Raw genomic sequence first — 25702 nt, 5'->3', positions numbered from 1 at the left:
TTAGATTTGTTTCTTTAATATTATTCCAAATGAACAGCAAAATAATTATTACGGATGTTTTAGTTAAAGACGTCCGATTTCCTACCAGCAAATCGTTGGATGGATCAGATGCCATGAATCCAGACCCGGACTATTCCGCGGCCTATGTAATTTTAAAAACAAATCACCCCGATGGGTTAGAAGGGCATGGGTTGACTTTTACCATAGGTAGGGGCAATGAACTATGTGCTGCGGCAATTCATTCTTTGGCACCATTGGTAAAAGGTAAATCGTTAGGTAGTTTTACCGCTAACATGGGAGCATTTTGGAAAATGATTACCGGCGATAGTCAGTTGCGTTGGTTAGGCCCTGAAAAAGGGGTAATTCACTTGGCTACAGGTGCAGTGGTCAATGCCGTTTGGGATCTTTATGCCAAGGTAGAAAAGAAACCTCTTTGGCAACTCTTGGCAGATATGACGCCGGAAGAGTTGGTGTCCTGTATAGATTTCACTTACATTACGGATGCCATTACGCCGGAAGAAGCATTGGAACTGCTTAAGAGTAAAGCCGCTACCAAACAGGAGCGCATCAATAAACTATTACAGGATGGGTATCCTGCATATACTACCTCTGCAGGATGGCTTGGCTATTCTGACGACAAAATGAGGAGATTATGCAAAGAGGCCAAAGCGGCTGGCTTTAAGCATATGAAAATAAAAGTAGGGTCAGATTTGGAGGATGATATGCGCCGTGCTGGAATTATCAGGGAAGAGATTGGTACTGACTTAAAATTAATGATGGATGCCAATCAGAAATGGGATGTGGATGAGGCTATAACCAATATGGCGGAACTTAAAAAGTTTGATCCATGGTGGATTGAAGAGCCCACTAGTCCAGATGATATTTTAGGACATGCAAAAATAGCTAAAGCGGTGCATCCTATAAAAGTAGCTACTGGGGAGCATTGTCAGAACCGAGTTATGTTTAAGCAATTGATGCAGGCCAATGCCATTGGTATTTGTCAGATAGATAGTTGTAGGGTAGGAGGGGTAAATGAAATTTTAGCCATCCTTTTAATGGCAGCTAAATTTAAAGTTCCTGTTTGTCCACATGCGGGAGGGGTCGGACTATGTGAATATGTGCAGCACCTTTCCATGATCGATTATATAGCAATAAGTGGTTCCATGGAGAATCGTATTATAGAGTATGTAGATCATTTGCATGAACATTTTTATGATCCAGTGGTTATAAAGAATGGGGCATATATGCCACCTTCAATGTCTGGTTATAGTATTACTATGAAAGAACAATCCCTGGAGGATTATAGTTTTCCGAATGGTAAAATTTGGAAGGATGAAGTTCTTGCCAAATAAATAGGCGATAAAATAATAGCGTAAATAAGAATAATATGTCACTTTTTAGTTTAGAAAACAAAACAGCCGTAGTTACAGGTGGCGCCAGTGGTATTGGCGAAGCTATTTCCAAAGCATTTGCTGGCCAAGGTGCCGATGTGCACATTTTGGAATTTAATGCAGACAATGGAGAGCGTGTTGTTGGGGAAATTGAAGCTCAGGGTGGAAAGGCCACTTTTCACGCTTGTGATGTTTCCGATAATGCACAGGTGGCGGAAATTATTTCCGCAATTGGAGCAGATAGGTATATAAATATTTTGGTGAACAATGCCGGAATAGCCCACGTGGGAAATTTGGAAGGTACTGCCGTAGCGGATATGGATCGCATTTACAATGTAAATGTAAAGGGGGTTTACAACTGTATGCATGCCGTTATAAGTAAGATGAAGGAGAAAGGTGGGGTTATTTTAAACATGGCTTCCATTGCTTCTTCTGTAGGTATTTCGGACCGATTTGCCTATTCTATGTCCAAGGGAGCGGTACTTACTATGAGCTATTCTGTAGCAAAGGATTATTTGGATAAGGGTATTCGGTGCAATACTATTTCTCCTGCTAGGATTCATACGCCCTTTGTAGACGGCTTTATCAATAAGAATTACCCAGGGAAAGAAGCAGAAATGTTCGAAAAGCTTTCCCAATCCCAGCCTATAGGTAGAATGGGAAAACCAGAGGAGGTGGCTAATTTAGCAGTTTACCTCTGTTCGGATGAGGCTTCTTTTATTACGGGAACCGATTTTCCAATCGATGGAGGTTATATAAAATTGAACGGATAGGTTTAATTTAAACATCTGTTGTTGGGCCAATTTGAAAATGGAGCTAGATGTCAATTTGATATTTTAGTTCCATTTTAAGAATCCAGAAATAGCCCCTCCAGCAGGGTCAGGAATCATGAAGAAACAACTAGAATTAAATGAATAAATTATTTGAATACCTAGCCATCACATTATTATTAGCGGCCTGTTCCCCGAAATCAGAGCCTAATGCCTTGGTGATGCCAGTGTCCAATACCATTAAAGTCAATGAAACGGATGGTAATGATACCATTATGCTCAAGGCTGCCCATGTAGTGCCAACTCCAAACCAGTATGATGCTTTAAAGAACGAGTTTATAGCCTTTATTCATTTTGGCCCCAATACTTTTACAAGAATGGAGTGGGGTGATGGCATGGAAGATCCAAAGATATTTAATCTGCAAAATTTGGATACCGACCAATGGTGTAAGGCCATGAAGGATGCAGGAATGAAAATGGTAATTTTCACTGCCAAGCACCACGATGGGTTTGTACTGTGGCAAAGTAGATATACTAAGCACGGAGTTATGGCCTCTCCATTTAAAGATGGAAAAGGTGATGTATTAAAAGAATTGGCCGACTCCTGCAAAAAATACGGTCTTAAACTAGGGGTGTATCTTTCCCCTGCCGATTTGTTCCAGATAGAGAACAAGGAAGGATTATATGGAAATTTAAGTGAGTATACCGAAAGAACCATTCCACGGGCAGTTGAAGGAAGGCCCTTTGAAAACAGTAGCACTTTTACCTTTAAGGTAGATGATTACAATGAGTATTTCTTAAATCAGTTGTTTGAGCTGCTTACCGAATACGGACCTATACATGAGGTTTGGTTTGATGGTGCACACCCAAAAAGAAAGGGTGGTCAGACCTATAACTATCTTGCCTGGAAAGAATTAATCAGAGCTTTGGCGCCAAAGGCGGTTATTTTTGGGAAAGAGGATATTCGTTGGTGCGGTAATGAATCTGGTGGAACTAGGGATACGGAATGGAATGTGATTCCCTATCAGGAAGATCCTGATCAAATGATCAGCTTCCCGGATTTAACAGAGGAGTCCTTGGGGAGCAGGGAAGAAATATACAAGGGAAAATACCTTCATTATCAACAGGCAGAAACCAATACTTCCATTCGCGAAGGCTGGTTTTATAGGGATGACATGGATCAGAAAGTCCGTAGTACAGATGATGTGTTCGATATGTACGAAAGATCGGTTGGCGGTAACTCTACATTTTTGTTGAACATTCCACCCAATAGGGAAGGGAAATTTTCTCCAAGAGATGTTACCGTATTGGAAGAGGTTGGTCAACGGATCAACGAAACTTACAGTGTAAATTTGCTGTCCGGAGCCAATGGACCGCAAGCTGTTTTGGATGACGACTTAACCAGTTTTGAATTGATTGGCGAAGGTGGCCAGGAGATCGTTATTGAAACCAATGCACCGATCACAACCAATAGATTGGCAATTCAAGAGGCTATTGATACGCATAGTGAACGGGTAGAAAAACACGCTTTGGACGCTTGGGTGGACAATGCTTGGAAGGAAATTGCCACGGGCACCAATATTGGATATAAACGAATTTTAAGATTCCCAGAAGTTACTACCCAAAAATTACGGATTAGAATCTTGGAATCGCGCTTTTATCCGGCTATCGCAAATATATCAGCACATTATTACAAGGCAAGGCCGCCACAACTTAGTATTGAAAGATCGGTGGACGGCTCTGTAACAATATCGCCCAAAAAGGACACTTTTGGTTGGAAACCCCATGGAGAAGATGTTATGGGAAATATAAATTCTGGCTACAAAATTCATTATACTACTGACGGTAGCGAGCCTACCTCGGCCTCTGCAATTTATAATGAAGCTTTTGAAATACCTTCTGGAGAGGTGAAGGCCGTATCAGAAGTGAATGGACAATTGGGAAGTATTGCTTCACAGCTTTTCGGAATTATAAAAAAGGATTGGAAAGTTCTTGGCGTGGATAGTGTTGATGAAGAAAATGCTGGTCAAAATGCTTTTGATGGCGATCAAAACACCTACTGGAGTTCAGAGGCAAATTCAAAAGTCCACTATATCGATATAGATCTTGGAAAGGAATATGCTGTAACTGGATTTAACTACACACCGCAAACTACCTCGTCCGAAGGGATGATAGAAAGAGGTGTCGTAAAAATTAGTCAGGACGGTAAGTCTTGGCGCAATGCTGAGGATTTTAGATTCGGAAACCTAAAAAATGATCCAACGACCAGAACACTAATGTTCCAGTCTAAATTAAATACCAGATATATCAGAATTGAATCCAAGGAAATTGCTGGGAATGGGAAAACCGCAGCTATTGCAGAATTGGATTTTTTATTGAATTAAGAGTTTGGACAAAATATCTTTTTAATAGTTAATGAAAAAAATAGCGTTATATAATTTCGTAATTGCCCTTTTCTTAATAGGGTGTTCACCAACGGTATCTGATATTTATATAACTTCCAACGGGGAGGAATTTAAAAATGGAGAATTGGTTTTTAGTTCTATTGAAGAAGGAATCAATACCGTGGCTCAACTGAGAGACGAAGGGGTTCAAAATACCTTGACCATTCACTTGATGGCAGGAGATCATCGCATTAGTTCTCCCATAAGGATCCAACCAGAACTTGGACCTTTGAAATTGATAGGGGAAGGGTCGGACAAAACAGTGGTAAAAGGTTCCAAAGTGCTGAATTCTAAATGGGAAAAGTTCAATGACCATATATGGGTAGCACAATTACAGAAGGACGACGATTTCGACCAGCTTTTCGTTAATGGAAATCAGCAAATATTGGCCCGTTATCCCAATTATGACGAAAATGGGGGACATTGGCAAGGACACGCTGCTGATGCCATATCCCCAGAAAGGATAAAAACTTGGGCCAATCCGGTAGGAGCTATAGTCCATGCCATGCATAGTGGGGAGTGGGGCGGATTCCATTTCGTTTCCACTGGGGTAGATGAAAATGGGGAGCTGATATTGTCTGGTGGATACCAGAATAATAGGCCCTCAAAAATGCACGTGAAGTATCGTATGGTAGAAAATGTATTCGAAGAATTGAATGCTCCGGGGGAGTGGTACTTGGATAGGGACAACCGATTATATTATTGGCCAACAGAGGGAGTCGACCTTGCTAATGCCCTAACAGAGGGAGTACAACTAAAGCATCTGGTGGAAGTTATTGGTAATGAAGAAAACCCTGTGACGGACATTGAAATAAGTGGAATAAAATTTGAGCATTCACAGCGCACTTTTATGGAAGAATATGAGCCATTGTTAAGAAGCGATTGGACCATTTATAGAGGAGCGGCCATTATTCTTGAAGGGACTCAAAATGTGAGTATCCAGAATTGTGAATTGACCAATTTGGGGGGGAATGCTATTTTGGTTAGTAACTTCAATAGGGACATGGACATTTCTGATAATCATATCCATGAGATTGGGGCGTCGGGAATCAGTTTTGTGGGTAGTCCCGAAGCAGTTAGGTCAGCATCGTTCCAGTATGATGAATTTGTTCCCTTAGCGGAAATGGACACCGTTCGGGGCCCAAAAACAAATAAGTATCCAAGTTATTCGGTAGCAGATAATAACTTGATTCATCGCACTGGAAGGGTGGAAAAGCAAACAGCTGGCGTACAGATTGCCATGGCCATGGATATTACGGTTAGCCATAACAGTATTTATGATGTACCAAGAGCAGGGATTAATATTGGTGATGGCACTTGGGGCGGACATATAATTGAACACAACGATGTTTTTAACACTGTATTGGAATCCGGAGATCATGGTGCGTTTAATTCCTGGGGCAGGGACCGGTTTTGGCACCCCAATCGCGAAACTTTAAATAAAATTGTGGAAGTTCAACCGGAAATGCCCAAATGGGATGCCATTCACACAACTGTTATAAGAAATAATAGGTTTCGTTGCGATCACGGGTGGGATATAGATTTGGACGACGGTTCATCCAATTACCACATTTATAATAATGTGTGTTTAAATGGGGGAATTAAATTGAGGGAAGGATTTTATCGTACCGTGGAAAACAACATCATGATAAACAATGGTTTCCACCCACATGTGTGGTTTAAGAATAGTGGGGATGTTTTTAAACACAATATTGTATTTACGGAACACAAGGATATAAGGCTACAGGAATGGGGCAAGGAAGTGGATTATAACCTTTTTCCAGATGAGCAAACCTTGTTGGAAAGCCAAAGTAAAGGGGTGGATCAACATAGTATTTTCGGTGATGCCTTATTTATCGACGCAAAAATCGGGAACTATTCCGTAAAGGAAGAATCGCCAGCCTTTAAAATTGGATTTAAGAACTTTGATATGAATAGCTTTGGTGTTGTTAATACAGCGCTAAGATCCTTGGCCGAGACCCCTACCATACCCACCATGTTTTTTGGCGATTCCAGTGAAAAGTCGGCCACATTTAACTGGTTGGGAGCTAAAATTAAAAATGTTCTTACCATGGCAGAGCGTTCGGCCTCCGGCCTCAATAAGACTGCCGGAGTTCTTATTCTTTCTATGGAAAAACATAGCGTTGCTGGAAACTCGCTACTTCAGGCTGGGGATGTTATCATCGCGGCCGAAGGAGCTGAAATTAATACGGTGGCCGATTTAATGAAGTCTTATCAGAATAATAATTGGAAAGGAAAACTGAATCTTACTATATTTAGAAATCAGAAGGAAAAAGAGATAGCTATATCAACAAAAAAATAAAGCCCCATGAAGCCATTATATAAATATATATTAATAGCATTGTTGCTCGGTGGAGCAGTCTACGGCCTTAGTTTTAAAGGTTCTGAAAAAAAGGAAAAGCGCCCTAACATTATTTATGTTTTAGCAGATGATCTTGGCTATGGTGATATTAGTCTTTACAATGCCCAAGGAAAGATTAGTACGCCTAATCTGGATGCTCTGGGATCGGCGGGAATGCAATTTACGGACGCCCATACCTCTTCTTCGGTCTGTACTCCCACTCGCTATGGAATAATTACAGGAAGGTATAATTGGAGAAGCCCCATTAAAAGTGGGGTGCTTACGGGCAATTCCAATGCTTTGATTCCAAAAAGCAGAACTACTGTCGCCTCTTTGCTTAAAAAAGAAGGTTATGAAACGGCATTTATTGGGAAATGGCATTTGGGATGGGACTGGGCACTAAAGGATTCTAAAGTGGAATCTGGGGAAGGTTGGGACCCAGGAGATTTTGATAATATAGATTTCTCCAAGAAAGTAGGTAATGCTCCCAATACCCTTGGTTTTACATATTCATATGGGCATTGTGGTTCGTTGGATATGGCTCCATATGTCTATGTGGAAAATGGAATGCCTACCATGGTACCGGATACGGTAACTGAAAGTAAGACTAAATATGGATGGTGGAGAAAGGGACCTACGTCTGCCGATTTTATTTTTGATGATGTTACCCCTAATTTTTTTAGAAAATCCTTTAATTATATAAAGAATATATCAAAAGGAAAGGATCCCTTCTTTTTGTATTTGGCGCTACCATCTCCTCACACCCCAATTCTCCCCACAGAAGAATGGCAGGGAAAAAGTGATCTAAATCCTTATGGGGATTTTATGATGATGATCGATGCCTATATGGGACAATTGGCGGCGGTAATAAAGGAAGCAGGGATTGAAGAAAATACCCTTGTTATTTTTACGAGCGACAATGGTTGCTCGCCTGCAGCTGATATCAATGAAATGATTGCCAAGGGGCATAGTCCCAACGGAATTTTAAGAGGGCATAAGGCCGATATTTTTGAAGGAGGACATCGAGTTCCATTCATGGTAAAATGGCCCGCTAAAATTAAACCCAATTCAAAATCGGACAAAACCATATGCACAACAGATTTATTGGCTACCTGCGCCGAAATAGTGGGGGTGGATTTGGCAGATACCGAAGGAGAGGATAGTTTTTCAATGTTACCTTTGTTTAGTAATCCCGCTTCCAAAGAGTATAAGAGAGAGGCTACAGTGCATCATTCTATAAATGGAAGTTTTGCTATAAGAAAGGACAATTGGAAAATGGTCTTTTGCCCAGGGTCTGGTGGTTGGAGTGCGCCGAAACCTAATTCGGAAGGGATAGAAGACCTTCCAAAATTTCAATTGTACGATTTAAGCAGAGACCCACAGGAAAAGAATAATGTTTATGGTCAGTTTCATGAAGTAGAAAGTGCAATGACCAGATTAATGGTTTCCTACATAGAAAATGGGAGAAGCAATCTAGGAGAAAAGCAAAAGAATGATCCAGAAGGCTATGGAAGTAAGGATTGGAAGCAATTGGAAGTTTTTTATAACTGATGGATTAATTTGGAAATCAAATACAACAAGTATATCAATAGTAACGCAATAAATAGAAACAGATGAAACTAATACGATTTGGAGAAATAGGTAAGGAAAAACCAGGTGTGCAATTGGAAAATGGCACCCGATTGGATGTATCTGCCTTCGGAAGGGATTACAATGAGGATTTCTTTGGAACAGACGGACTGGACCAATTAAAAAAATGGTTGTCAGAAAATGAAAGCAACTGTCCTAAAGTGGATAGTAGTGTCCGTTTGGGAGCTCCCTTGGTTAGACCTTCAAAGATTGTTTGTGTGGGTCTAAATTATGCAAAACATGCTGCAGAAAGCGGGATGGCGGTCCCTAAAGAGCCGGTATTGTTCTTTAAGGCAACTTCTGCTATAGTAGGGCCTAATGATGATGTTATCATTCCAAAAGGAAGTGAAAAAACAGATTGGGAAGTTGAATTGGCCGTGGTAATTGGTAAAAAGGCATCTTATGTTTCGGAAGAAAAAGCGTTGGACCATGTTGCCGGATATGTGCTGCACAACGATTACAGTGAGAGGGCTTTTCAAATAGAACGTGAAGGGCAATGGGTAAAGGGCAAAAGCTGCGATACCTTTGCACCTGTAGGACCATTCATTGCTACGAAAGATGAAATTAAAGACCCTAATAACCTGAACTTGTGGTTAAAATTAAATGGGGAAAAGGTACAGGAAAGTTCTACCTCCGATTTTATTTTCAACATTCAAGAAGTAGTAAGCTATATCAGTCAGTTTATGACCTTGTTGCCAGGCGATATTATTTCAACAGGGACTCCTTTTGGAGTAGGGTTAGGTTTTAATCCTCCTAAATACTTAAAAGCAGGTGATGTGGTAGAATTGGGGATCGAAGGACTCGGAAGCTCCAAGCAGACTGCAAAGGCATATAGCGGTAAATAAGGTTAAGCCAATTTTGGTTCTTGCCGAATTATAGTTGACAAGTTTGTAATTAATCTGATAATCGTTCAGGTCTCTCCCGATAGCTATCGGGATGCGCTCGACCGGAAAATTTTTATTTAATACTGTAGTGTCCCCTCGAGCGGATTCGAGGGGTCATTGGTTTTGAAGTTCTCACCAAATTTGTGGTGGAAACGTAACTTTAAAAATCCAATTAGCATGAATTTCAAATTCCATGTAATTATTTTGTGCCTACTAACTACCATATATCACTCCTCAGTAGATGGACAGGAGTTGGAGTGGACCGAAATTGAAAATGGAATTTGGAAGACCAGTGTAGGGGAGCCAGAGGATATTAGCCTGTTAAAGGCAGCTGATGTGCAGCCCAAGGTTGGGGCACTCAACAAATTGCCAGCAGCTATTTTCCCTTTTCAAGAGGATAAAATTAAAACCAAGGTCATTGATGGGAAGACTTATTTGCAATTTCCATTATCCAAGGAGGAGCAAATATATGGCTTGGGACTCAATTTTAAGACGGTACATCAAAGGGGCCGTATCATGCAATTACATGTTGATCATTACGGTGGTAGGGATGATGGGCGTACCCATGCCCCAGTTCCATTTTATGTTTCCTCCAAAGGTTATGGGGTGCTAATAGATGCCGCTAGGTATATTACTGTTTATGCCGGGACAGGTGTTCGTGTAGATGCGGATGATAAACCTGTATTAAGGGATAGGAATACCGATCGGCAATGGCAGGCCCAACCTTATTCGGATGCTGTGGAAATATTGGTGCCGGCCAAAGGAACCGATGTTTATGTGTATGGTGGGACCTCACCTATGGAAGCGGTACAACGCTATAATTTATTTAACGGAGGTGGTTATATTCCTCCCAAATGGGGGCTGGGATTTACCCAGAGAGTACCAACATTATATAGTCAATACGATATAATTAAGGAAGCCAAAGAATTTGAAGACCATGATTTTCCCTTAGATTTTATTGGGGTAGAACCAGGATGGCACAGTATGTCCTACCCTTGCACCTTTGAATGGGACGAAACAAGGTTTCCAGATCCGAAAAAATTCAATAGCGAGTTACTTGACAAAGGTATTCGAACCAATTTATGGTTGAATCCCTATGTATCTCCAATTGGTTCTTTATACCCAAAGTTGAAAGATCTATCAGCTTCCCATACCGTTTGGAATGGTATTGTTCCAGATTTGATGCTTCAGGAAACCCGTGATATTTTTAAGGCACACTTTGTTGAAAATCATTTAAACTTAGGAGTCAGCGGTTATAAAATAGATGAGGTTGATGGGTATGATTTTTGGGTATGGCCAGACGTCGCTACATTCCCCTCTGGATATAGTGGCGAACAAATGAGACAGGTTTACGGTCTGTTGATCCAGGATATGACTGCTAAATGGTTTAAGGAAAGGAATCAGAGAACATACGGTTTGGTCAGGGCATCCAATGCCGGGGCCAGTGCCTTGCCTTATGTAATTTATAACGATTATTACAGTCATAAAGATTTTATAACGGCCCTAGTAAATAGTAGTTTTATAGGGGTGTTATGGACCCCAGAGGTACGTGCTTCAAAAACTGCAGAAGAGTGGTTGCGCAGAATGCAATCCGTTTGTTTTTCGCCAATGGCCATGCTTAATGCCTGGGCAGATGGTACCAAACCATGGTCCTTTCCCGAAGTGGAAGCAGCCGTTAGGGACGTGGCCAATCTAAGAATGCAGTTATTGCCATATATCTACACCACCTTTTCCCAATATCATTTTGAAGGCTTGCCTCCCTTTAGGGCCATGAATTTGGTGGATGGTTTTTCTTATGACCACGATGTGGCCGAAGGTCAACTGGATTCCACCGACAATCCTTATAAGGTGGCCGTTGAAAGTGAAATTAAAGATCAATACATGATGGGCGATAATATTTTGGTGGCTCCGATGTTTGAGGGGGAGAAGGAAAGAAAGGTAATCCTTCCGGCAGGCAAATGGTTCGATTTCTACGATGGCAAATTTGTCGGAGAAAATGAGGTGATTACAGTAGCTCCCGGATTGGAAAAAATACCATTATATGTTAGGGATGGCGGAATAATTCCAATGCGACCCGTTCAGAGACAGGCTCCTAAATTGGGAGAGAAGGTAAATCTAATCATCCGTCATTATGGTACAAAGGAAGGGGAGTTTACCCTTTATGATGATGATGGTCTAAGCTTCGATTTTGAAAAAGGTCAATATTCAAAGGTCAACATTCAAGTGAAAAGAGACAGCAAGGGAAACCTAAGGGGTGCCATAAGCGCTCCAGAAAAAGGGAAGCCTTATGGCTACAACAAAAAAGTAACTTGGGAATTTAAAACGAATTAATATCCTCCTGGAAAGGGGTTTGATATATAAAATGATATGGTTAGTAGGCTGCTACAATTTATACTATTAGGGTTATTTATAATAACGGAATCCGCTGGAGCTACCCTTCAGGATCCCATCAAAATTGCCTGCGTAGGGAACAGCATTACCTATGGTTCAGGTGTAGTCAATAAGGACAAAAATTCCTTTCCGGCACAATTGCAATCCATGCTAGGAAACCCATATCAGGTACAGAATTTTGGGGTGAGCGGAAGAACCCTTTTAAAAAAGGGAGACAAACCCTATTGGGAAACAGAGGCCTATTCCAATGCATTGGAATTTAAGCCGGATGTTGTTTTTATAAAATTGGGCACCAATGATAGTAAGCTGCAGAATCGGGTTCATTTAGACGATTTTGAGGCGGATTATATTGAATTGGTCAATAGTTTTAAAAAGGAAAACAAGAATACAAGGATAATTCTTTTACTTCCTGTACCTGCATTTACCACGGATACTACTGGGATATGGAACGAGGTCATCAAAAATAAGATAACACCAATTACCCGTTCGGTTGCGTTTAAGACCAATTCGGAAGTGTTGGATTTATATCAGCTTTTCATAAATCAGCCTGGTTTATTGCCCGATATGATACATCCTTCTTCTTTAGGGGCAACGTTGATTGCAAAGCGATTATATGAGGCGGTAGTGCAAAAGGAAATGGAAACCATAGATGCGCTAAAATCAAAGGAAATAAAAGCTCTGGAAACAGAAAATTTTAATGGTTATTCTCTTTCCAATTTCGAATATAAGGGGAACGCCTGCAAACTTGTCCGGCCCAAGAAAGTGGCGACTGGAGCTCCTTGGGTATTGCGTGCCAGGTTCTGGGGACATGAACCGCAAACTGATATCGCTTTATTGGAAAGAGGCTTTCATATCGCCTATTGCGATGTAGCTAATTTGTTTGGAGGTCCCGAGGCAATGAAGCGGTGGGACGATTTTTATAAATTAATGACGCAAGACGGGCTATCTAAAAAAGTGGTTTTGGAGGGTATGAGCCGTGGTGGATTGATTGTTTATAATTGGGCAGCAAAAAATTCTAAAAAAGTTGCTTGTGTATATGCCGATGCCCCTGTATTGGATGGCAAGAGCTGGCCAGGAGGTTTGGGAAAGGGCAAGGGAAGTGTCTCGGATTGGGAAGCATTTAAAAAGGTGTACTCACTGAATACGCAAAAGGATATTTCCAATTTTAAAGGGAATCCCATACACAAAATAAAGGCTATCGCCAAGGGTGGTTATCCCATGATGCACGTATGTGGAGCAGCAGATGTTGTTGTGCCTATCGAAGAAAATACAGCGCCTTTTGAAGCTGGAATAAAGGCGAATGGAGGTGCTATTGATGTTATTTATAAAGATGGAGTGGGGCATCATCCCCATAGTTTGGAGAACCCCAGTCCGATTGTCGATTTTATACTTAGGGCTACTGATCAAAAGTTGAATTTTGCTATAGTACCTGCTCCGAGTGCCGAATTTCGTTCCGCTGCAGGGTGGAAAGAAGGTAAAGATTGGTGGGCCCAGGCCAATGATATAGATTCATTGTGCCAGACATCAAAAGAAATTGATTTACTCCTCATTGGGAATTCCATTACCCAAGGGTGGGGTGGAAATAGGCCTAATGTCACCTATGCCCCAGGTAAAGAAGCTGCTGATCTTTATTTTAACGATTTAAACTGGATCGGTGCCGGCATTTCTGGGGATCGAACCCAACACCTATTGTACCGCCTAAATAATGGAAAATATGAAACTGCTCTACCAAAGGTAGTGGTGCTGGCCATTGGTGTAAATAATTTTGAGGATAATACAGCGGAGGAAATTGCAGAGGGTATACATAATGTCTTGGAAGTAACCAAGGAAAAATTTTCGCCTGCTACAAAAATAATGTTATTTGGCCCCCTACCCACAGGACTGGATCCAAACACGGATAGACGGGACAAATACAATAAAATTCACTCCTTGATCAAGGATTTTGGAAACGACAAAAATGTATTCTATTACAATGCAATCAGTGAGTTTTCTGATGAAAATGGGTTTTTAAGGGCAGATTTATATTCCCAGGATGGTATCCATTTATTGCCGGAGGGGTATAAAGTTTGGGCAAAATATATCAAAGAACATATTAATATAACGAAACAGTAAATACATGAAAAAGATAATACTATTAGTACTATGGCTATGGGCCGGGAATACTTATGGAGAGATATGGCTTCCTTCCATTCTTTCCGATAATATGGTCCTTCAACAAGAATCGAGTGTTACCATTTGGGGATGGACGACTTCGACCAGTGAGGAGATTACTGTTTATGGTACTTGGAATAACGAGAAGGTTACCACCAAGGCTTTCCAAGGGGCTTGGTCTTTACAATTGCCGACTCCCAAAGCTGGGGGCACCTATAGCGTTATGGTGGAAGGTCATGAAAAATTGGAGTTGAAAAATGTCCTTATTGGTGAGGTTTGGTTGGGATCTGGACAAAGCAATATGCAATGGACGCCAAAAAACGGATTGGAAAATGTAGAGGAAGAGATAAAAAACGCCAATTATCCAGAGATACGCTTTTTCCAAGTTGCACAGCAGATATCGGATAATCCTCAGGATCAATTAAAAGGAAAATGGGAGGTGTGTACACCCGAAACCATGGAGAGGTTTAGTTCCGTAGCTTATTTCTTTGGCAGGGAATTATACCAAAACTTAGATGTTCCCGTAGGCGTGATTAATTCCAGTTGGGGTGGAACGCCCGTAGAGGTTTGGTTACCAAAGGAATTGATTACGGAGGATGCCGAATTAAAAGAAGCGGCGGAAAAACTAAATGAAGTGGCTTGGTGGCCCAACAATCCTGGCTTGGCCTACAATGCCATGATTCACCCGATTACCAAGTTCAATATAGCCGGATGTATTTGGTACCAAGGGGAATCCAATAGGGTAGACCCTCTTTCCTATTATAAATCCTTTCCCTTGATGATCAAATCCTGGAGGGAGGAATGGGGTAAGGAACTGCCTTTTTATTTTGTGCAGATAGCCCCGTATAAATATGACGACCCTAAAGCAACGGATGCAGCCCATGTTAGGGATGCCCAGTTATATACCATGAATAATTTAGCCAATACGGGAATGGTGGTCACCAATGATATTGGAAATTTAGAGAATATTCACCCCATCAATAAGCAGGATGTAGGACACCGATTGGCGCTATGGGCCTTGGCCAAAACCTATGGAAAAGAGGAGCTGGATTATTCGGGACCGGTCTACAGTTCCATGGAGATTAAGAACAAGAAAATCGTTCTCAATTTTAATCATTCTGATGATGGATTAATGAAAAAAGGAAAGGAGTTACACGAGTTTTATATTGCAGGGGATGATCAAGTACTTTACCCCGCAAAGGCCAAAATTAATGGCAATACTGTTGAGGTGTCCTCCTCAAAGGTGAAAAACCCAGTGGCCGTTCGGTTTGCTTTTACCAATGGGGCATTACCCAATCTTTTCAATTCAGGGGGCTTACCAGCGTCCGCTTTTAGAACGGATGATTGGGAGTTGAAATAAAATTAAAGAATTTAGAAATGAATAGGATAAAGGTGCTTTTACTAACACTTCTTGGGGTAATAAATTTCAGTTGTCAGGAGCAGAAAAATATCAGGGAAGCCAATGGCCTATGGTATGCACAACCAGCGGCTAAATGGATGGAAGCCTTGCCAGTGGGTAACGGTCGATTAGGGGCCATGGTTTTTGGAGACCCTCAAAATGAAAGGATACAGCTCAATGAAGATTCCATGTGGCCCGGAGGTCCGGATTGGGGTAATTCCAAGGGTTCCCCAGAAGATTTAGAGCATTTCAGAGCCTTGTTAAGGGAAGGGAAACCTCACGAGGTAGATGCCGCTTATATGGATAAGTTTTCCTATAAAACGGTAATCAGGTCACACCAGACTATGGGTGATCTTTTTATCGATTTTAAAGGTGATAAAGATGTTGAAGACTATAGAAGGTCTTTAAACCTAAACGATGCCTTAATAGAAGTGGACTATAAAAGTAAGGGAGCTTCCTATTCCGAAAAGGTTTTTTCTTCCAAGGCAGATGACGTCATGGTAATCCATTTGACTACTACTGCCAAAGAAGGAATGGATTTTGACCTAAAATTGGATCGGCCGGAAGATCATGGACATAAAACCGTAACTACAACAAACCCCTCCGATTCGGAAATCAGTATGATGGGAATGGTGACCCAATTTGGCGGGGAAAAGGAATCCCAACCCTTGGAGATAGATTATGGCGTTAAATTCGAGACAAGACTTAAGGTAGAAAATACGTCTGGCGAGGTATTGGCCAAAAATGGAGCCTTGACCTTAAAAGGAGTAAAGGAGGCAACTATATTTATCGTTTGTAATACTTCCTTTTACATGGATGATTATGTTGCTAAAAATAATGCAACCTTAAAAGGCTTGAAAGGACAAACTTTTTCAGAAATATTGAGCAGGCATATTACGGATTATTCCAGCTTGTATGACCGGGTTTCTTTTGAGTTGGGGGGTAGTGAACTGGATTCCCTGCCCACGGATTTAAGGTTACAAAGAATTAAAGATGGTAACGAAGATCCTGATTTGGCAGCAAAATTATTTCAGTATGGCCGTTATCTGTTAATTTCTTCTTCTAGGCCAGGAACCAATCCTGCCAACCTTCAAGGTATTTGGAACGAGCATATAGAAGCCCCTTGGAATGCGGATTACCATCTCAACATTAACCTTCAAATGAATTATTGGCCAGCAGAAGTAACCAATCTCTCTGAACTCCATATGCCTCTTTTCGATTATGGGGATCGGTTGTTGGAACGGGGAAAAATTACGGCAAAGGAGCAATATGGTATAGGTCGGGGAGCAGTACTACATCACGCTACCGATCTTTGGGCGGCTCCATGGATGCGTGCCGATATGCCCTATTGGGGCGCATGGATCCACGGTGGCGGTTGGCTGGGCCAACATTATTGGGAGCATTATAGATTTACACAGGACAAGGTGTTTCTGCAAGAACGTGCTTATCCATACCTAAAATCGATTAGCGAGTTTTATTTGGATTGGCTTCAGAAAGATGAAAATAGTGGAAAATGGATTTCCTACCCGGAGATGTCCCCAGAAAACTCCTATTTGGCGGAGGATGGTAAACCAGCTGCTATGTCCTTAGGGACGGCAATGGGGCATCAAATTATAGCAGAGGCTTTTGAGAACACATTGGAAGCTGCAGAAGTGTTGCAGATAGATAATGATTTTATTAAGGAAGTTAAGGCAAAATTGAAAGATCTTTACCCAGGGGTTAACATTGGGAAAGATGGTAGGATCTTGGAATGGAACCAGGAGTATGAGGAGCCGGAAAAGGGCCATCGCCATATGTCGCACCTCTACTCACTTCATCCAGGGGATGCCATTACCTCAAAGAATAAGGAAGCTTTTGCTGCAGCTCAAAAGACGATCGATTTCCGACTTCAGCACGGGGGTGCAGGTACGGGATGGAGCAGGGCTTGGATGATCAATTTCAATGCACGGTTACTGGATGCCAAGTCGGCCCGGGAGAATATCAATAAATTGATGCAGATTTCCATTGCCGATAATTTGTTCGACGAGCATCCTCCATTTCAAATAGATGGTAATTTTGGATATACTGCCGGTGTAGCGGAGCTGTTATTACAGTCGCACGAAGGATTCCTTAGATTGTTGCCTGCCTTGCCAGAGAACTGGGGTTCAGGCAAGATGCATGGTTTGGTGGCCCGCGGTAATATTGTGGTTGACCTTGACTGGAAGAATGGCCGTCTGGAGAAAGTAGGTCTTATGGCCAAAAATAGCATAGAAATCCAATTGGTTTACGGTGAAGCCAATACCAATATATCTTTGGAAAGTAACCAGAAAATTTGGTTGGATTCCGATTTAAAAAAAGTGGATTAACCCTTTTTAGGGATTTTAATATATTTATTTAACAGATTACATATTTACATACATGAAGAAACTGATTACCTCCATTTTTCTATTGGCCATAACGGTAAATTTTGCCCAAGAACAAGCTCAAGATACCGTATTACATAATGAGGCGAAAATGCAATGGTTTAAAGACGCCAAATTGGGGATTTTTATCCATTGGGGCTTATATTCGGTAAATGGGATCGACGAATCCTGGTCCTTTTACAATGGCTATATTTCACACGAGAATTATTTGAAGCAAACCAAGGGATTCACCGCAAAAAAATATGACCCCCAGGCTTGGGCCGATTTAATTAAACGCAGTGGTGCCAAATATTCGGTAATTACCTCTAAACACCATGATGGCTTTGCCCTTTGGAACACCAAATATGGCGATTTTGATGCTGTTAAAAGTTCGGCGGCCAAACAGGACGTGATAACTCCGTTTGTATCCGCACTTCGAAAAAATAATTTAAAAGTGGGCATTTATTATTCCTTACCGGACTGGTCCTATAAGGACTATACGCATTTTACTAGAGATTCCATTCGATACAATGCAATGGACCAACCCCAAAGATGGAATAAATTCTTAAAGTTATATCAAGGGCAATTAAAGGAATTGTCAGATAACTACAACCCGGACTTGTATTGGTTTGATGGTGATTGGGAACACAATTCCGAGGAATGGGAAGTGCCCAAGGTTCGACAAATGTTATTTGACAAAAATCCCAATACCATTTTGAATTCCAGACTAAGGGAACAAGGGGATTACGCCACCCCGGAGCAAGGAATGCCCATCACAAGGCCAAAAAACAAATATTGGGAGTTATGTCTTACCATGAACGATTCCTGGGGTTACCAAAAAAATGATAACAATTATAAAACCACCGATCAAATTATCGGGATTTTTGCTGATGTCATTGGCAATGGCGGTAATCTGTTGCTGGATATAGGTCCTAAAGGGGATGGTAGTATTCCTGAGGAACAAGTAGGCATATTGGAAGGATTGGGTCGTTGGACCAACAAGCATAAAGAGGCTATCTACGGAACACGCTCTGGAATTCCCAAGGAACATTTTTATGGTCCTACTACCTTGTCCAAGGACCAGAATATTCTTTATTTGTTTGTTAAGGGTAATTCCAATGGGGAAGTGGTGATACGTGGGCTAAAAAACAGGATCAATCGGATTTGGGTTGTAGGTGAGGGCACTAAATTATCACATCAAGTAATTGGCAAGGTTTTCTGGAGCCATTATCCAGGGATTAACTATATAAAATTGCCAGAACATGTTCTGGACGAAAATATGACTGTTCTTGCTGTTTTATTGGATGGTAAGGTAGATTTATATCGCGAGGATGGTGCTGTGATAGAGAGTAATTAGATTAAGAAGGAAATAAAAAGTTTATGAACAGATGTTTCTTATTGTTTTTGTCAGTTACACTTTTCTTGGTTGGATGTAAGGAAAAGCAAATGGAAAAAACCCAGGAGGTTTCTTCTCAACCAAACATTGTACTGTTCTTTGTAGATGACATGGGTTGGCAGGATACCTCCGTACCATTCTGGAACCAAAGAACACCTTACAATGATCTTTATCAAACTCCAAATATGGAGCGTTTGGCCAAAGAGGGCATGAAATTTACACAGGCCTACGCCACTGCGGTATGTTCACCAACCCGTGTTAGTCTCATGACAGGAATGAATGCCGCTCGGCATAGGGTAACCAATTGGACCCTGCAAAAGGACAAATTGCAGCCCATGGAAACTAACCACAAAACACTACAATTTCCACAATGGAACGTAAATGGGATGAGTCCAGATGCCAGTACAGAGAAGGCAGTGTACGCCACACCCTTGCCTCAAGTCTTGAAGGATGCGGGTTACAATACCATACATGCTGGCAAAGCTCATTTAGGGGCTATAGGCACCCCTGGGGAAGATCCATTAAATCTTGGTTTTGAGGTAAATATTGCAGGCCATGCGGCCGGAGCTCCAGCGAGTTATTTGGGTGCCGAAAATTTTGGAAATGGCAAAGAAGGTAAGGAAGTATGGGCGGTACCAGGATTGGAAAAATACCATGGCAAGGATATATTTTTAACGGAGGCCATAACACAAGAGGCAAAACTGGCCATGGATTCCGCATTGGAAAAAAACAAACCTTTCTTTTTGTATATGGCACATTATGCAGTGCATACCCCTATAATGGCAGATAACAGGTTTGTCCAAAAATACTATGACAAAGGGTTGGATTCCACGGAGGCTAAATATGCGGCCTTGGTAGAGGGAATGGACAAAAGTTTGGGAGATATTATGGATCACCTTGATGATAGAAATCTTTCTGACAATACCATAATCCTCTTCATGTCGGACAATGGTGGACTCAGCGCTGTAGCCAGAGGAGGAGAAAAACACACCCACAACAAACCCTTGAGTAGTGGCAAGGGTTCCGCACATGAAGGAGGGATCCGTGAGCCTATGCTGGTAAAATGGCCAGGAAAAATAGCACCTAATTCGGCGACGGAGGAACAAGTCATAATTGAGGATTTTTACCCCACCATTCTGGAATTGGCAGGCGTTAAAAATTATAAAACAGTGCAGCAAGTAGACGGAATTAGTTTTGTGACTGTGCTTACAGGAAACAGTTCTCAAGGTGAACGCCCTTTATTTTGGCATTACCCCAATGAATGGGGGCCTTCAGGTCCAGGAATTGGAGCTTCCAGCAGTACCCGGGTGGGCGATTGGAAGTTTATTTACTACTATATTGACGGAAGAATGGAGTTGTTTAACCTAAGGGCGGATATAGGGGAAACTAAAAATTTGGTCAAAGAACAACCAGATAAAGCACGGGAATTGGCAAAGATATTATCGGATTATTTAAGGAAAGTGGAAGCTCAAATACCTTCTCATAAAGATACTGGAGAGCAGGTAGCCTATCCCGATGAGGTTTTGAATTCCAACAATAAGTAAAAAAGACATGAAACTAAGTTTACTCTTACTTTGTTGTTTTGGTCTTGCCTTGGGTTTTGCTCAAAATGGGGAAGACGATTTATATCTCTACGATAATTTTGGCCAAGTTTCCGAAGACAACATTTTTAAAACGGAAGGGTATTATAATTGGGGGAGTTCCATCATCAAGGAGAGGGATGGGAAATATCATCTTTTTTATTCCCGTTGGAAAAAAGAATACGGTTTTCATGGGTGGCTTACCCATTCGGAGGTCGCCCATGCCACAAGTAAAAATCCGGCTGGACCATGGAAATATAAGGAGACTGTGCTCCGCGGCAGTGGTAAGGGTAACTGGGATGCCATAACTGCACACAACCCAAAAATTAAATATTTTGAGGGGAAGTACTATTTGTACTATATAGCTACCAATATGGGAGGCAAAGGTTATACCTATGATGAATTGGTGGAAACTGCTAAAACTGGTTATACCCACCCCAACTGGAAGATTTTACGACCCAACCAGCGCACAGGGGTCGCGGTATCAAACTCCTTGAACGGACCTTGGATCAGAATGGATAAACCCTTGGTGGAACCAGCTGGACCAATTACTACACTTACCGTAAATCCGGCAATTGCTAGGGGCAGGGATGGCAAGTATTATCTAATAGTCAAAGGCGATAAGCCCAACGAAAAGAATTTTGTTAGGAACCAAGCGGTAGCTATTTCGGACCATCCAGATGGACCATTTTCAATTCAGGAAAAACCGGTAATAGATTATATGGATACCGAGGATATGTCGGTTTGGTATGATGAAGATTGGGAGCGATTCTACGGTGTTTTTCATGCCCATAACTATATAGGTTTAGTGACCTCGAAGAATGGAACAGATTGGGAAAAGGCTAATGAGTTTGTTCTTAAGAATAAAGAAATATTATTGGCAGATGGGACTGTTATTGTCCCAGATAGAATGGAACGTCCTTTTATTTATCAAGAGAACGGGGAGCCAAAAGTATTGTCGGTAGCAGTAAAAAAAGGAGATGAATCCTATACCGTCTTCATTCCTATAGTCAAAGTTGAAACCCCGATCCCCAACAAGCGGCAATTGGCATGGCAAGAGGCAGAGCTTGGTGTAGTGTTTCATTATGATCTACATGTATTTGATGGGGTAAAATATGGGCAGGGAAACAATAGAATCGATCCAGTAAAGGATTATCAAATTTTTAATCCTGAAAAATTGGATACCGATCAATGGGTAAAGGCAGCCAAGGATGCAGGAGCCAGTTTTGCCATTTTAACGGCCACCCATGAGACCGGGTTTGCATTGTTTCAATCCAAGGTAAACCCATATAGTGTTAAGGCACTGAATTGGCGGAACGGAAAAGGAGACGTTGTGGCAGATTTTGTGGCTTCATGCAAAAAATATGGCATTAAGCCAGGGATTTATCTTGGTATTAGGTGGAATTCGTTTTTGGGCGTGAACGACTTTAAGGTTAATGGGGAAGGTGATTTCAAGGAAAACCGACAGCAATGGTACAATGAGATGGTAGAAGGAATGGTCAAAGAAATTTGTACCAATTATGGAGAATTGTTTGAAATTTGGTTCGATGGTGGCGCGGACCATCCAAAAAATGGTGCTCCGGATGTATTACCAATTGTACGGCAGTATCAGCCAAATTGTTTGTTCTATCACAATGGGCAATTGGCAGAAGCCCGTTGGGGAGGATCTGAATCGGGCACGGTTTCTTATCCAAACTGGTCTACTTTTCCTTATAGGGCAACCGGTGCAGGGGAAAGCGCTAAAATGAATATTGCAGATAACAATTTTCAATTGCTTAAGGAAGGGGATGCCCATGGTAAATTTTGGGTTCCTGCAATGGCCGATGCTCCTTTACGAGGCTATAATGGCCGACACGAATGGTTTTGGGAGCCTGGGGATGAGGCCCACATATTTCCATTAGCAAATTTAATGGAGATGTATTATAAATCGGTGGGAAGAAATGCTACTTTAATTATGGGGCTTACCCCAGACCCTGATGGACTTCTACCAGAACCGGATGTGCAACGATTAAAGGAATGGGGAGATGAGATCAAAAGAAGATTTTCCGATCCATTGGCAAGCACAAGCGGTAAGGGAAATGTTGTAGAATTAAGATTGAAGGAACCCATGGAAGTAAACCACGTGGTGCTTCAGGAAGATATAGCAAAGGGAGAAAGAATTAGAAAGTATCAAATTGAAGGTTATTCAGGAGGTCGTTGGAATGTGTTGGCAAGTGGAGAGAGCATTGGCAACAAAAGAATTGAAAAATTTGATACAGAAAAATTAAGTAGATTGCGAATAAAAATTATAGATTCGGACGGTTTAGCACAGATTAGGAATATGAGTGTCTTTTTTGTTGATAAAAATGGACATTAAATGATAAAAACATGGATTTACAACTCAAGGATAAAGTAATTATAGTGACAGGGGGTTCCAAAGGAATCGGGCATGGTATAAGTGTGCTGTTGGCAGCTGAAGGCGCCATCCCAGTGATAATAGGAAGGGATAATAAAAGTATGTTGGCCGTGGTTACGGATATTGAAAAAAGTGGTGGTAAAGCTTCTTTTGCCATGGCGGAACTTACAGATCCGGAGCAGTGTAGACTTGCCGTGGAAAGTACCATTGAAAAATATGGAAAGATTGATGGTGTGGTCAACAATGCCGGAATCAATGACGGTATTGGACTCGAAAATGGCAATTATGAAGATTTTTTAAGATCTATTAACCGTAACCTTACCCACTATTATTTAATGGCTCATTTTGCGTTACCTGAATTAAAGAAAACCCAAGGAGCCATTGTTAATATAGGTTCCAAGACCTCGGTAACGGGACAGGGAGGGACTTCCGGTTATGCGGCGGCCAATGGAGGGCGCAATGCCATAACAAGGGAATGGGCTGTTGAACTCCTGCCTTACAATATTCGGGTCAATGCCGTTATTGTAGCGGAATGCTATACCCCATTATACGATCGATGGATCAAAACTTTTGATAATCCTGAAGAAAAATTAAAAGGTATTACCGATAAAATTCCGTTAGGGCAAAGAATGACCACGGCCGAAGAAATTGCCAGTACAGTTGTTTTTTTACTTTCAAATAGATCTAGTCATACTACGGGACAATTACTATTTGTAGATGGGGGTTACACCCATTTGGACCGATCAATTTCATAAAACCTAAAGAAATATTTTAAATTTAAGTATTAAATAAAATATAATAATCAACAATCCAATGAAAGACCAAAGACCACCAGTAGTATCTAAAAAGGTACTTATTCCATTTATTTTAATTACCTCCTTATTTGCCCTATGGGGCTTTGCCAATGCGGTTACCGACCCAATGGTACAGGCTTTTAAAAAAGTATTGGAGCTTTCCAATTCCCAAGCGGCTTGGGTACAAATGGCCTTTTATGGCGGCTACTTTTGTATGGCGTTGCCGGCGGCACTTTTTGTGCGTAAATACTCCTATAAAGTGGGTGTATTAATTGGGTTAGCCCTTTATGCAGGGGGAGCTTTGCTATTTTACCCAGCTGCTATAACGGAACAATTCTGGTTCTTTTGTTTAGGGCTTTATGTCCTTACCTTTGGATTGGCTTTTTTGGAAACTACTGCCAATCCCTATATTTTGGCGATGGGTGCTCCTGAAACCGCTACACAGCGACTAAATTTGGCCCAAGCTTTTAACCCAGTAGGGCTATTGTTAGGTTTATTGGTTGCTCAACAATTTGTACTTAAAAATTTACAGTCAGATGATATTGCAGATTATTCCTCATTGGATGAAGCTAAAAAAGCCTTGATCAGGACTACAGATTTGATGGTTATTCGCGATCCCTATGTTATATTGGGACTCGTAATTTTGGCCGTCTTCGTTTTAATTGTAATTAGTAAAATGCCGCAGGCCAAGGAAGAAGGGGGTATCCCAAGTTTGGGGGATACCTTTAGCGGCTTGTTAAAAAACAAAAAATATGTGCTGGGCGTAGTGGCTCAAATTTTTTATGTGGGTGCCCAGATCATGTGTTGGACGTATATTTATCAGTATGCCGAAGCTATAGGAATGTCTAGCGAGGATGCAGCTACTTACCAATTTATAGCCTTTATTCTGTTCTTGGTGGGTAGGGCCATTGGAACCTATATGTTACGCTTTATGAGCCCTGGAAAACTGTTGATGTACTTTGCAGTTGCAGCAACCATCTGTTGTTTGGGGACTATTTACATTGAGGGAATTTTTGGATTGTACTCCCTAGTAGGCATTACATTCTTTATGTCCCTAATGTTCCCCACTATTTATGGTATTGCGCTGAACGGACTTAATGAAGAGGAGTCTAAAATTGGTGCCGCCGGCCTAGTGATGGCAATTGTTGGAGGTGCTCTAATGCCTAAGTTGCAGGGAATGATTATTGATGCTGGAGGAAACGCCGTAAATGATATTCGTATTATGGGGGCTACAGAGGTGAATTTTTCCTTTATTCTGCCAACACTCTGTTTTGTATATATAGCCTGGTATGGTTTACGAGTGTTTAAAAAGTATGAACTGGCAGCCTAAAGTTAAGTGCAAATCTTAATTATGGCATTAATTAATTATCAACTATAAAATTATAAAAATGAAAAGATATTGTTTGGCTTTAGATCTTAAGGAGGACCCTGAGTTGATCAAGGCATATGATGATTACCATAAGGAAGTTTGGCCAGAGATTCTCCAAAGCCTTAGGGAGTCGGGAATAAAGGATATGGAAATCTACCGGGTGGAGACCAGGATGTTTATGATTATCGATGCCGATGAAAGCTTTTCCTTTGAAAAAAAGGCGAAAATCGATGCCAAGTACCCAGAAAATGAAAAGTGGGAGGAAATAATGGGGAAATTTCAACAATCATTGCCTTTTGCTAAACCGGGGGAAAAATGGATGCTGATGGAGAAGGTTTTTAAACTATAACCTTAGACAAAGAAAAT

Annotated in this window: 16 protein-coding genes; all 16 read left to right on the top strand. The window is 41.3% G+C overall.

The features are described 5' to 3' along the window. Positions 1 to 29 precede the first annotated feature (29 nt). The 16 genes from CWD90_RS08685 to CWD90_RS08610 all read left to right on the top strand — a co-directional run bounded on the left by CWD90_RS08685 (position 30) and on the right by CWD90_RS08610 (position 25685). Positions 30 to 1352 (top strand): L-fuconate dehydratase, encoded by a 1323-nt coding sequence (locus CWD90_RS08685; protein ID WP_103475551.1) that lies wholly within the window; start codon positions 30 to 32, stop codon positions 1350 to 1352. A 35-nt stretch (positions 1353 to 1387) separates the two neighbouring features. Then, positions 1388 to 2164, top strand: coding sequence for an SDR family NAD(P)-dependent oxidoreductase (locus CWD90_RS08680; RefSeq protein WP_103475550.1), 777 nt, complete (start codon positions 1388 to 1390; stop codon positions 2162 to 2164). Between the two features lie 218 nt (positions 2165 to 2382). Next, positions 2383 to 4545, top strand: a complete 2163-nt coding sequence (locus tag CWD90_RS08675) for an alpha-L-fucosidase (RefSeq protein ID WP_205161227.1) — start codon at positions 2383 to 2385, stop codon at positions 4543 to 4545. Between the two features lie 31 nt (positions 4546 to 4576). Continuing rightward, positions 4577 to 6928, top strand: a complete 2352-nt coding sequence (locus CWD90_RS08670) for a PDZ domain-containing protein (protein ID WP_103475548.1) — start codon at positions 4577 to 4579, stop codon at positions 6926 to 6928. A 6-nt stretch (positions 6929 to 6934) separates the two neighbouring features. Then, positions 6935 to 8518 (top strand): sulfatase family protein, encoded by a 1584-nt coding sequence (locus CWD90_RS08665; protein WP_103475547.1) that lies wholly within the window; start codon positions 6935 to 6937, stop codon positions 8516 to 8518. A gap of 62 nt (positions 8519 to 8580) precedes the next feature. After that, positions 8581 to 9441 (top strand): fumarylacetoacetate hydrolase family protein, encoded by an 861-nt coding sequence (locus tag CWD90_RS08660; protein ID WP_103475546.1) that lies wholly within the window; start codon positions 8581 to 8583, stop codon positions 9439 to 9441. A 216-nt stretch (positions 9442 to 9657) separates the two neighbouring features. Continuing rightward, positions 9658 to 11811, top strand: a complete 2154-nt coding sequence (locus CWD90_RS08655) for a glycoside hydrolase family 31 protein (RefSeq protein WP_103475545.1) — start codon at positions 9658 to 9660, stop codon at positions 11809 to 11811. Between the two features lie 36 nt (positions 11812 to 11847). After that, a complete protein-coding gene (locus CWD90_RS08650) occupies positions 11848 to 13983 on the top strand; it encodes a GDSL-type esterase/lipase family protein (protein WP_103475544.1) in 2136 nt (711 codons plus the stop codon). Positions 13984 to 13987: 4 nt separating this feature from the next. Then, entirely contained in the window at positions 13988 to 15382 is a 1395-nt protein-coding gene (locus CWD90_RS08645) for a sialate O-acetylesterase (protein WP_103475543.1), read from the top strand. 17 nt (positions 15383 to 15399) lie between these two features. Then, on the top strand, positions 15400 to 17766 hold the full coding sequence (locus CWD90_RS08640) for a glycoside hydrolase family 95 protein (RefSeq protein ID WP_103475601.1): 2367 nt from the start codon (positions 15400 to 15402) through the stop codon (positions 17764 to 17766). A 52-nt stretch (positions 17767 to 17818) separates the two neighbouring features. Further along, positions 17819 to 19159, top strand: coding sequence for an alpha-L-fucosidase (locus CWD90_RS08635; protein WP_103475542.1), 1341 nt, complete (start codon positions 17819 to 17821; stop codon positions 19157 to 19159). Between the two features lie 23 nt (positions 19160 to 19182). Further along, positions 19183 to 20742 carry a sulfatase gene (locus CWD90_RS08630; RefSeq protein ID WP_103475541.1) on the top strand — a complete coding sequence of 520 codons (1560 nt, stop codon included), beginning with the start codon at positions 19183 to 19185 and terminating at the stop codon, positions 20740 to 20742. 7 nt (positions 20743 to 20749) lie between these two features. Further along, positions 20750 to 23134, top strand: a complete 2385-nt coding sequence (locus tag CWD90_RS23445; protein WP_239986491.1) for an alpha-L-fucosidase — start codon at positions 20750 to 20752, stop codon at positions 23132 to 23134. 11 nt (positions 23135 to 23145) lie between these two features. Continuing rightward, positions 23146 to 23928 (top strand): L-fucose dehydrogenase, encoded by a 783-nt coding sequence (locus tag CWD90_RS08620; RefSeq protein ID WP_103475540.1) that lies wholly within the window; start codon positions 23146 to 23148, stop codon positions 23926 to 23928. 58 nt (positions 23929 to 23986) lie between these two features. Further along, on the top strand, positions 23987 to 25297 hold the full coding sequence (fucP, locus tag CWD90_RS08615) for an L-fucose:H+ symporter permease (protein WP_103475539.1): 1311 nt from the start codon (positions 23987 to 23989) through the stop codon (positions 25295 to 25297). A 58-nt stretch (positions 25298 to 25355) separates the two neighbouring features. Further along, complete coding sequence (locus CWD90_RS08610) at positions 25356 to 25685, top strand: L-rhamnose mutarotase (protein WP_103475538.1); 330 nt, start codon at positions 25356 to 25358, stop codon at positions 25683 to 25685. The last annotated feature ends 17 nt before the right edge of the window (positions 25686 to 25702 follow it).

This window comes from Arenibacter catalasegens, from assembly GCF_002909235.1.
In the GTDB taxonomy this organism is placed as follows: domain Bacteria; phylum Bacteroidota; class Bacteroidia; order Flavobacteriales; family Flavobacteriaceae; genus Arenibacter; species Arenibacter catalasegens.
The sequence above is the reverse complement of the archived record's forward strand: the minus strand, read 5'-3'. Positions and strand labels throughout refer to the sequence as shown.

Bases quoted from the DNA above. Each gene is read 5' to 3' on its own strand.
- CWD90_RS08685 (WP_103475551.1), top strand. From the start codon at position 30: ATGAACAGCAAAATAATTATTACGGATGTTTTAGTTAAAGACGTCCGA.
- CWD90_RS08680 (WP_103475550.1), top strand. From the start codon at position 1,388: ATGTCACTTTTTAGTTTAGAAAACAAAACAGCCGTAGTTACAGGTGGC.
- CWD90_RS08675 (WP_205161227.1), top strand. From the start codon at position 2,383: ATGCCAGTGTCCAATACCATTAAAGTCAATGAAACGGATGGTAATGAT.
- CWD90_RS08670 (WP_103475548.1), top strand. From the start codon at position 4,577: ATGAAAAAAATAGCGTTATATAATTTCGTAATTGCCCTTTTCTTAATA.
- CWD90_RS08665 (WP_103475547.1), top strand. From the start codon at position 6,935: ATGAAGCCATTATATAAATATATATTAATAGCATTGTTGCTCGGTGGA.
- CWD90_RS08660 (WP_103475546.1), top strand. From the start codon at position 8,581: ATGAAACTAATACGATTTGGAGAAATAGGTAAGGAAAAACCAGGTGTG.
- CWD90_RS08655 (WP_103475545.1), top strand. From the start codon at position 9,658: ATGAATTTCAAATTCCATGTAATTATTTTGTGCCTACTAACTACCATA.
- CWD90_RS08650 (WP_103475544.1), top strand. From the start codon at position 11,848: ATGGTTAGTAGGCTGCTACAATTTATACTATTAGGGTTATTTATAATA.
- CWD90_RS08645 (WP_103475543.1), top strand. From the start codon at position 13,988: ATGAAAAAGATAATACTATTAGTACTATGGCTATGGGCCGGGAATACT.
- CWD90_RS08640 (WP_103475601.1), top strand. From the start codon at position 15,400: ATGAATAGGATAAAGGTGCTTTTACTAACACTTCTTGGGGTAATAAAT.
- CWD90_RS08635 (WP_103475542.1), top strand. From the start codon at position 17,819: ATGAAGAAACTGATTACCTCCATTTTTCTATTGGCCATAACGGTAAAT.
- CWD90_RS08630 (WP_103475541.1), top strand. From the start codon at position 19,183: ATGAACAGATGTTTCTTATTGTTTTTGTCAGTTACACTTTTCTTGGTT.
- CWD90_RS23445 (WP_239986491.1), top strand. From the start codon at position 20,750: ATGAAACTAAGTTTACTCTTACTTTGTTGTTTTGGTCTTGCCTTGGGT.
- CWD90_RS08620 (WP_103475540.1), top strand. From the start codon at position 23,146: ATGGATTTACAACTCAAGGATAAAGTAATTATAGTGACAGGGGGTTCC.
- fucP (WP_103475539.1), top strand. From the start codon at position 23,987: ATGAAAGACCAAAGACCACCAGTAGTATCTAAAAAGGTACTTATTCCA.
- CWD90_RS08610 (WP_103475538.1), top strand. From the start codon at position 25,356: ATGAAAAGATATTGTTTGGCTTTAGATCTTAAGGAGGACCCTGAGTTG.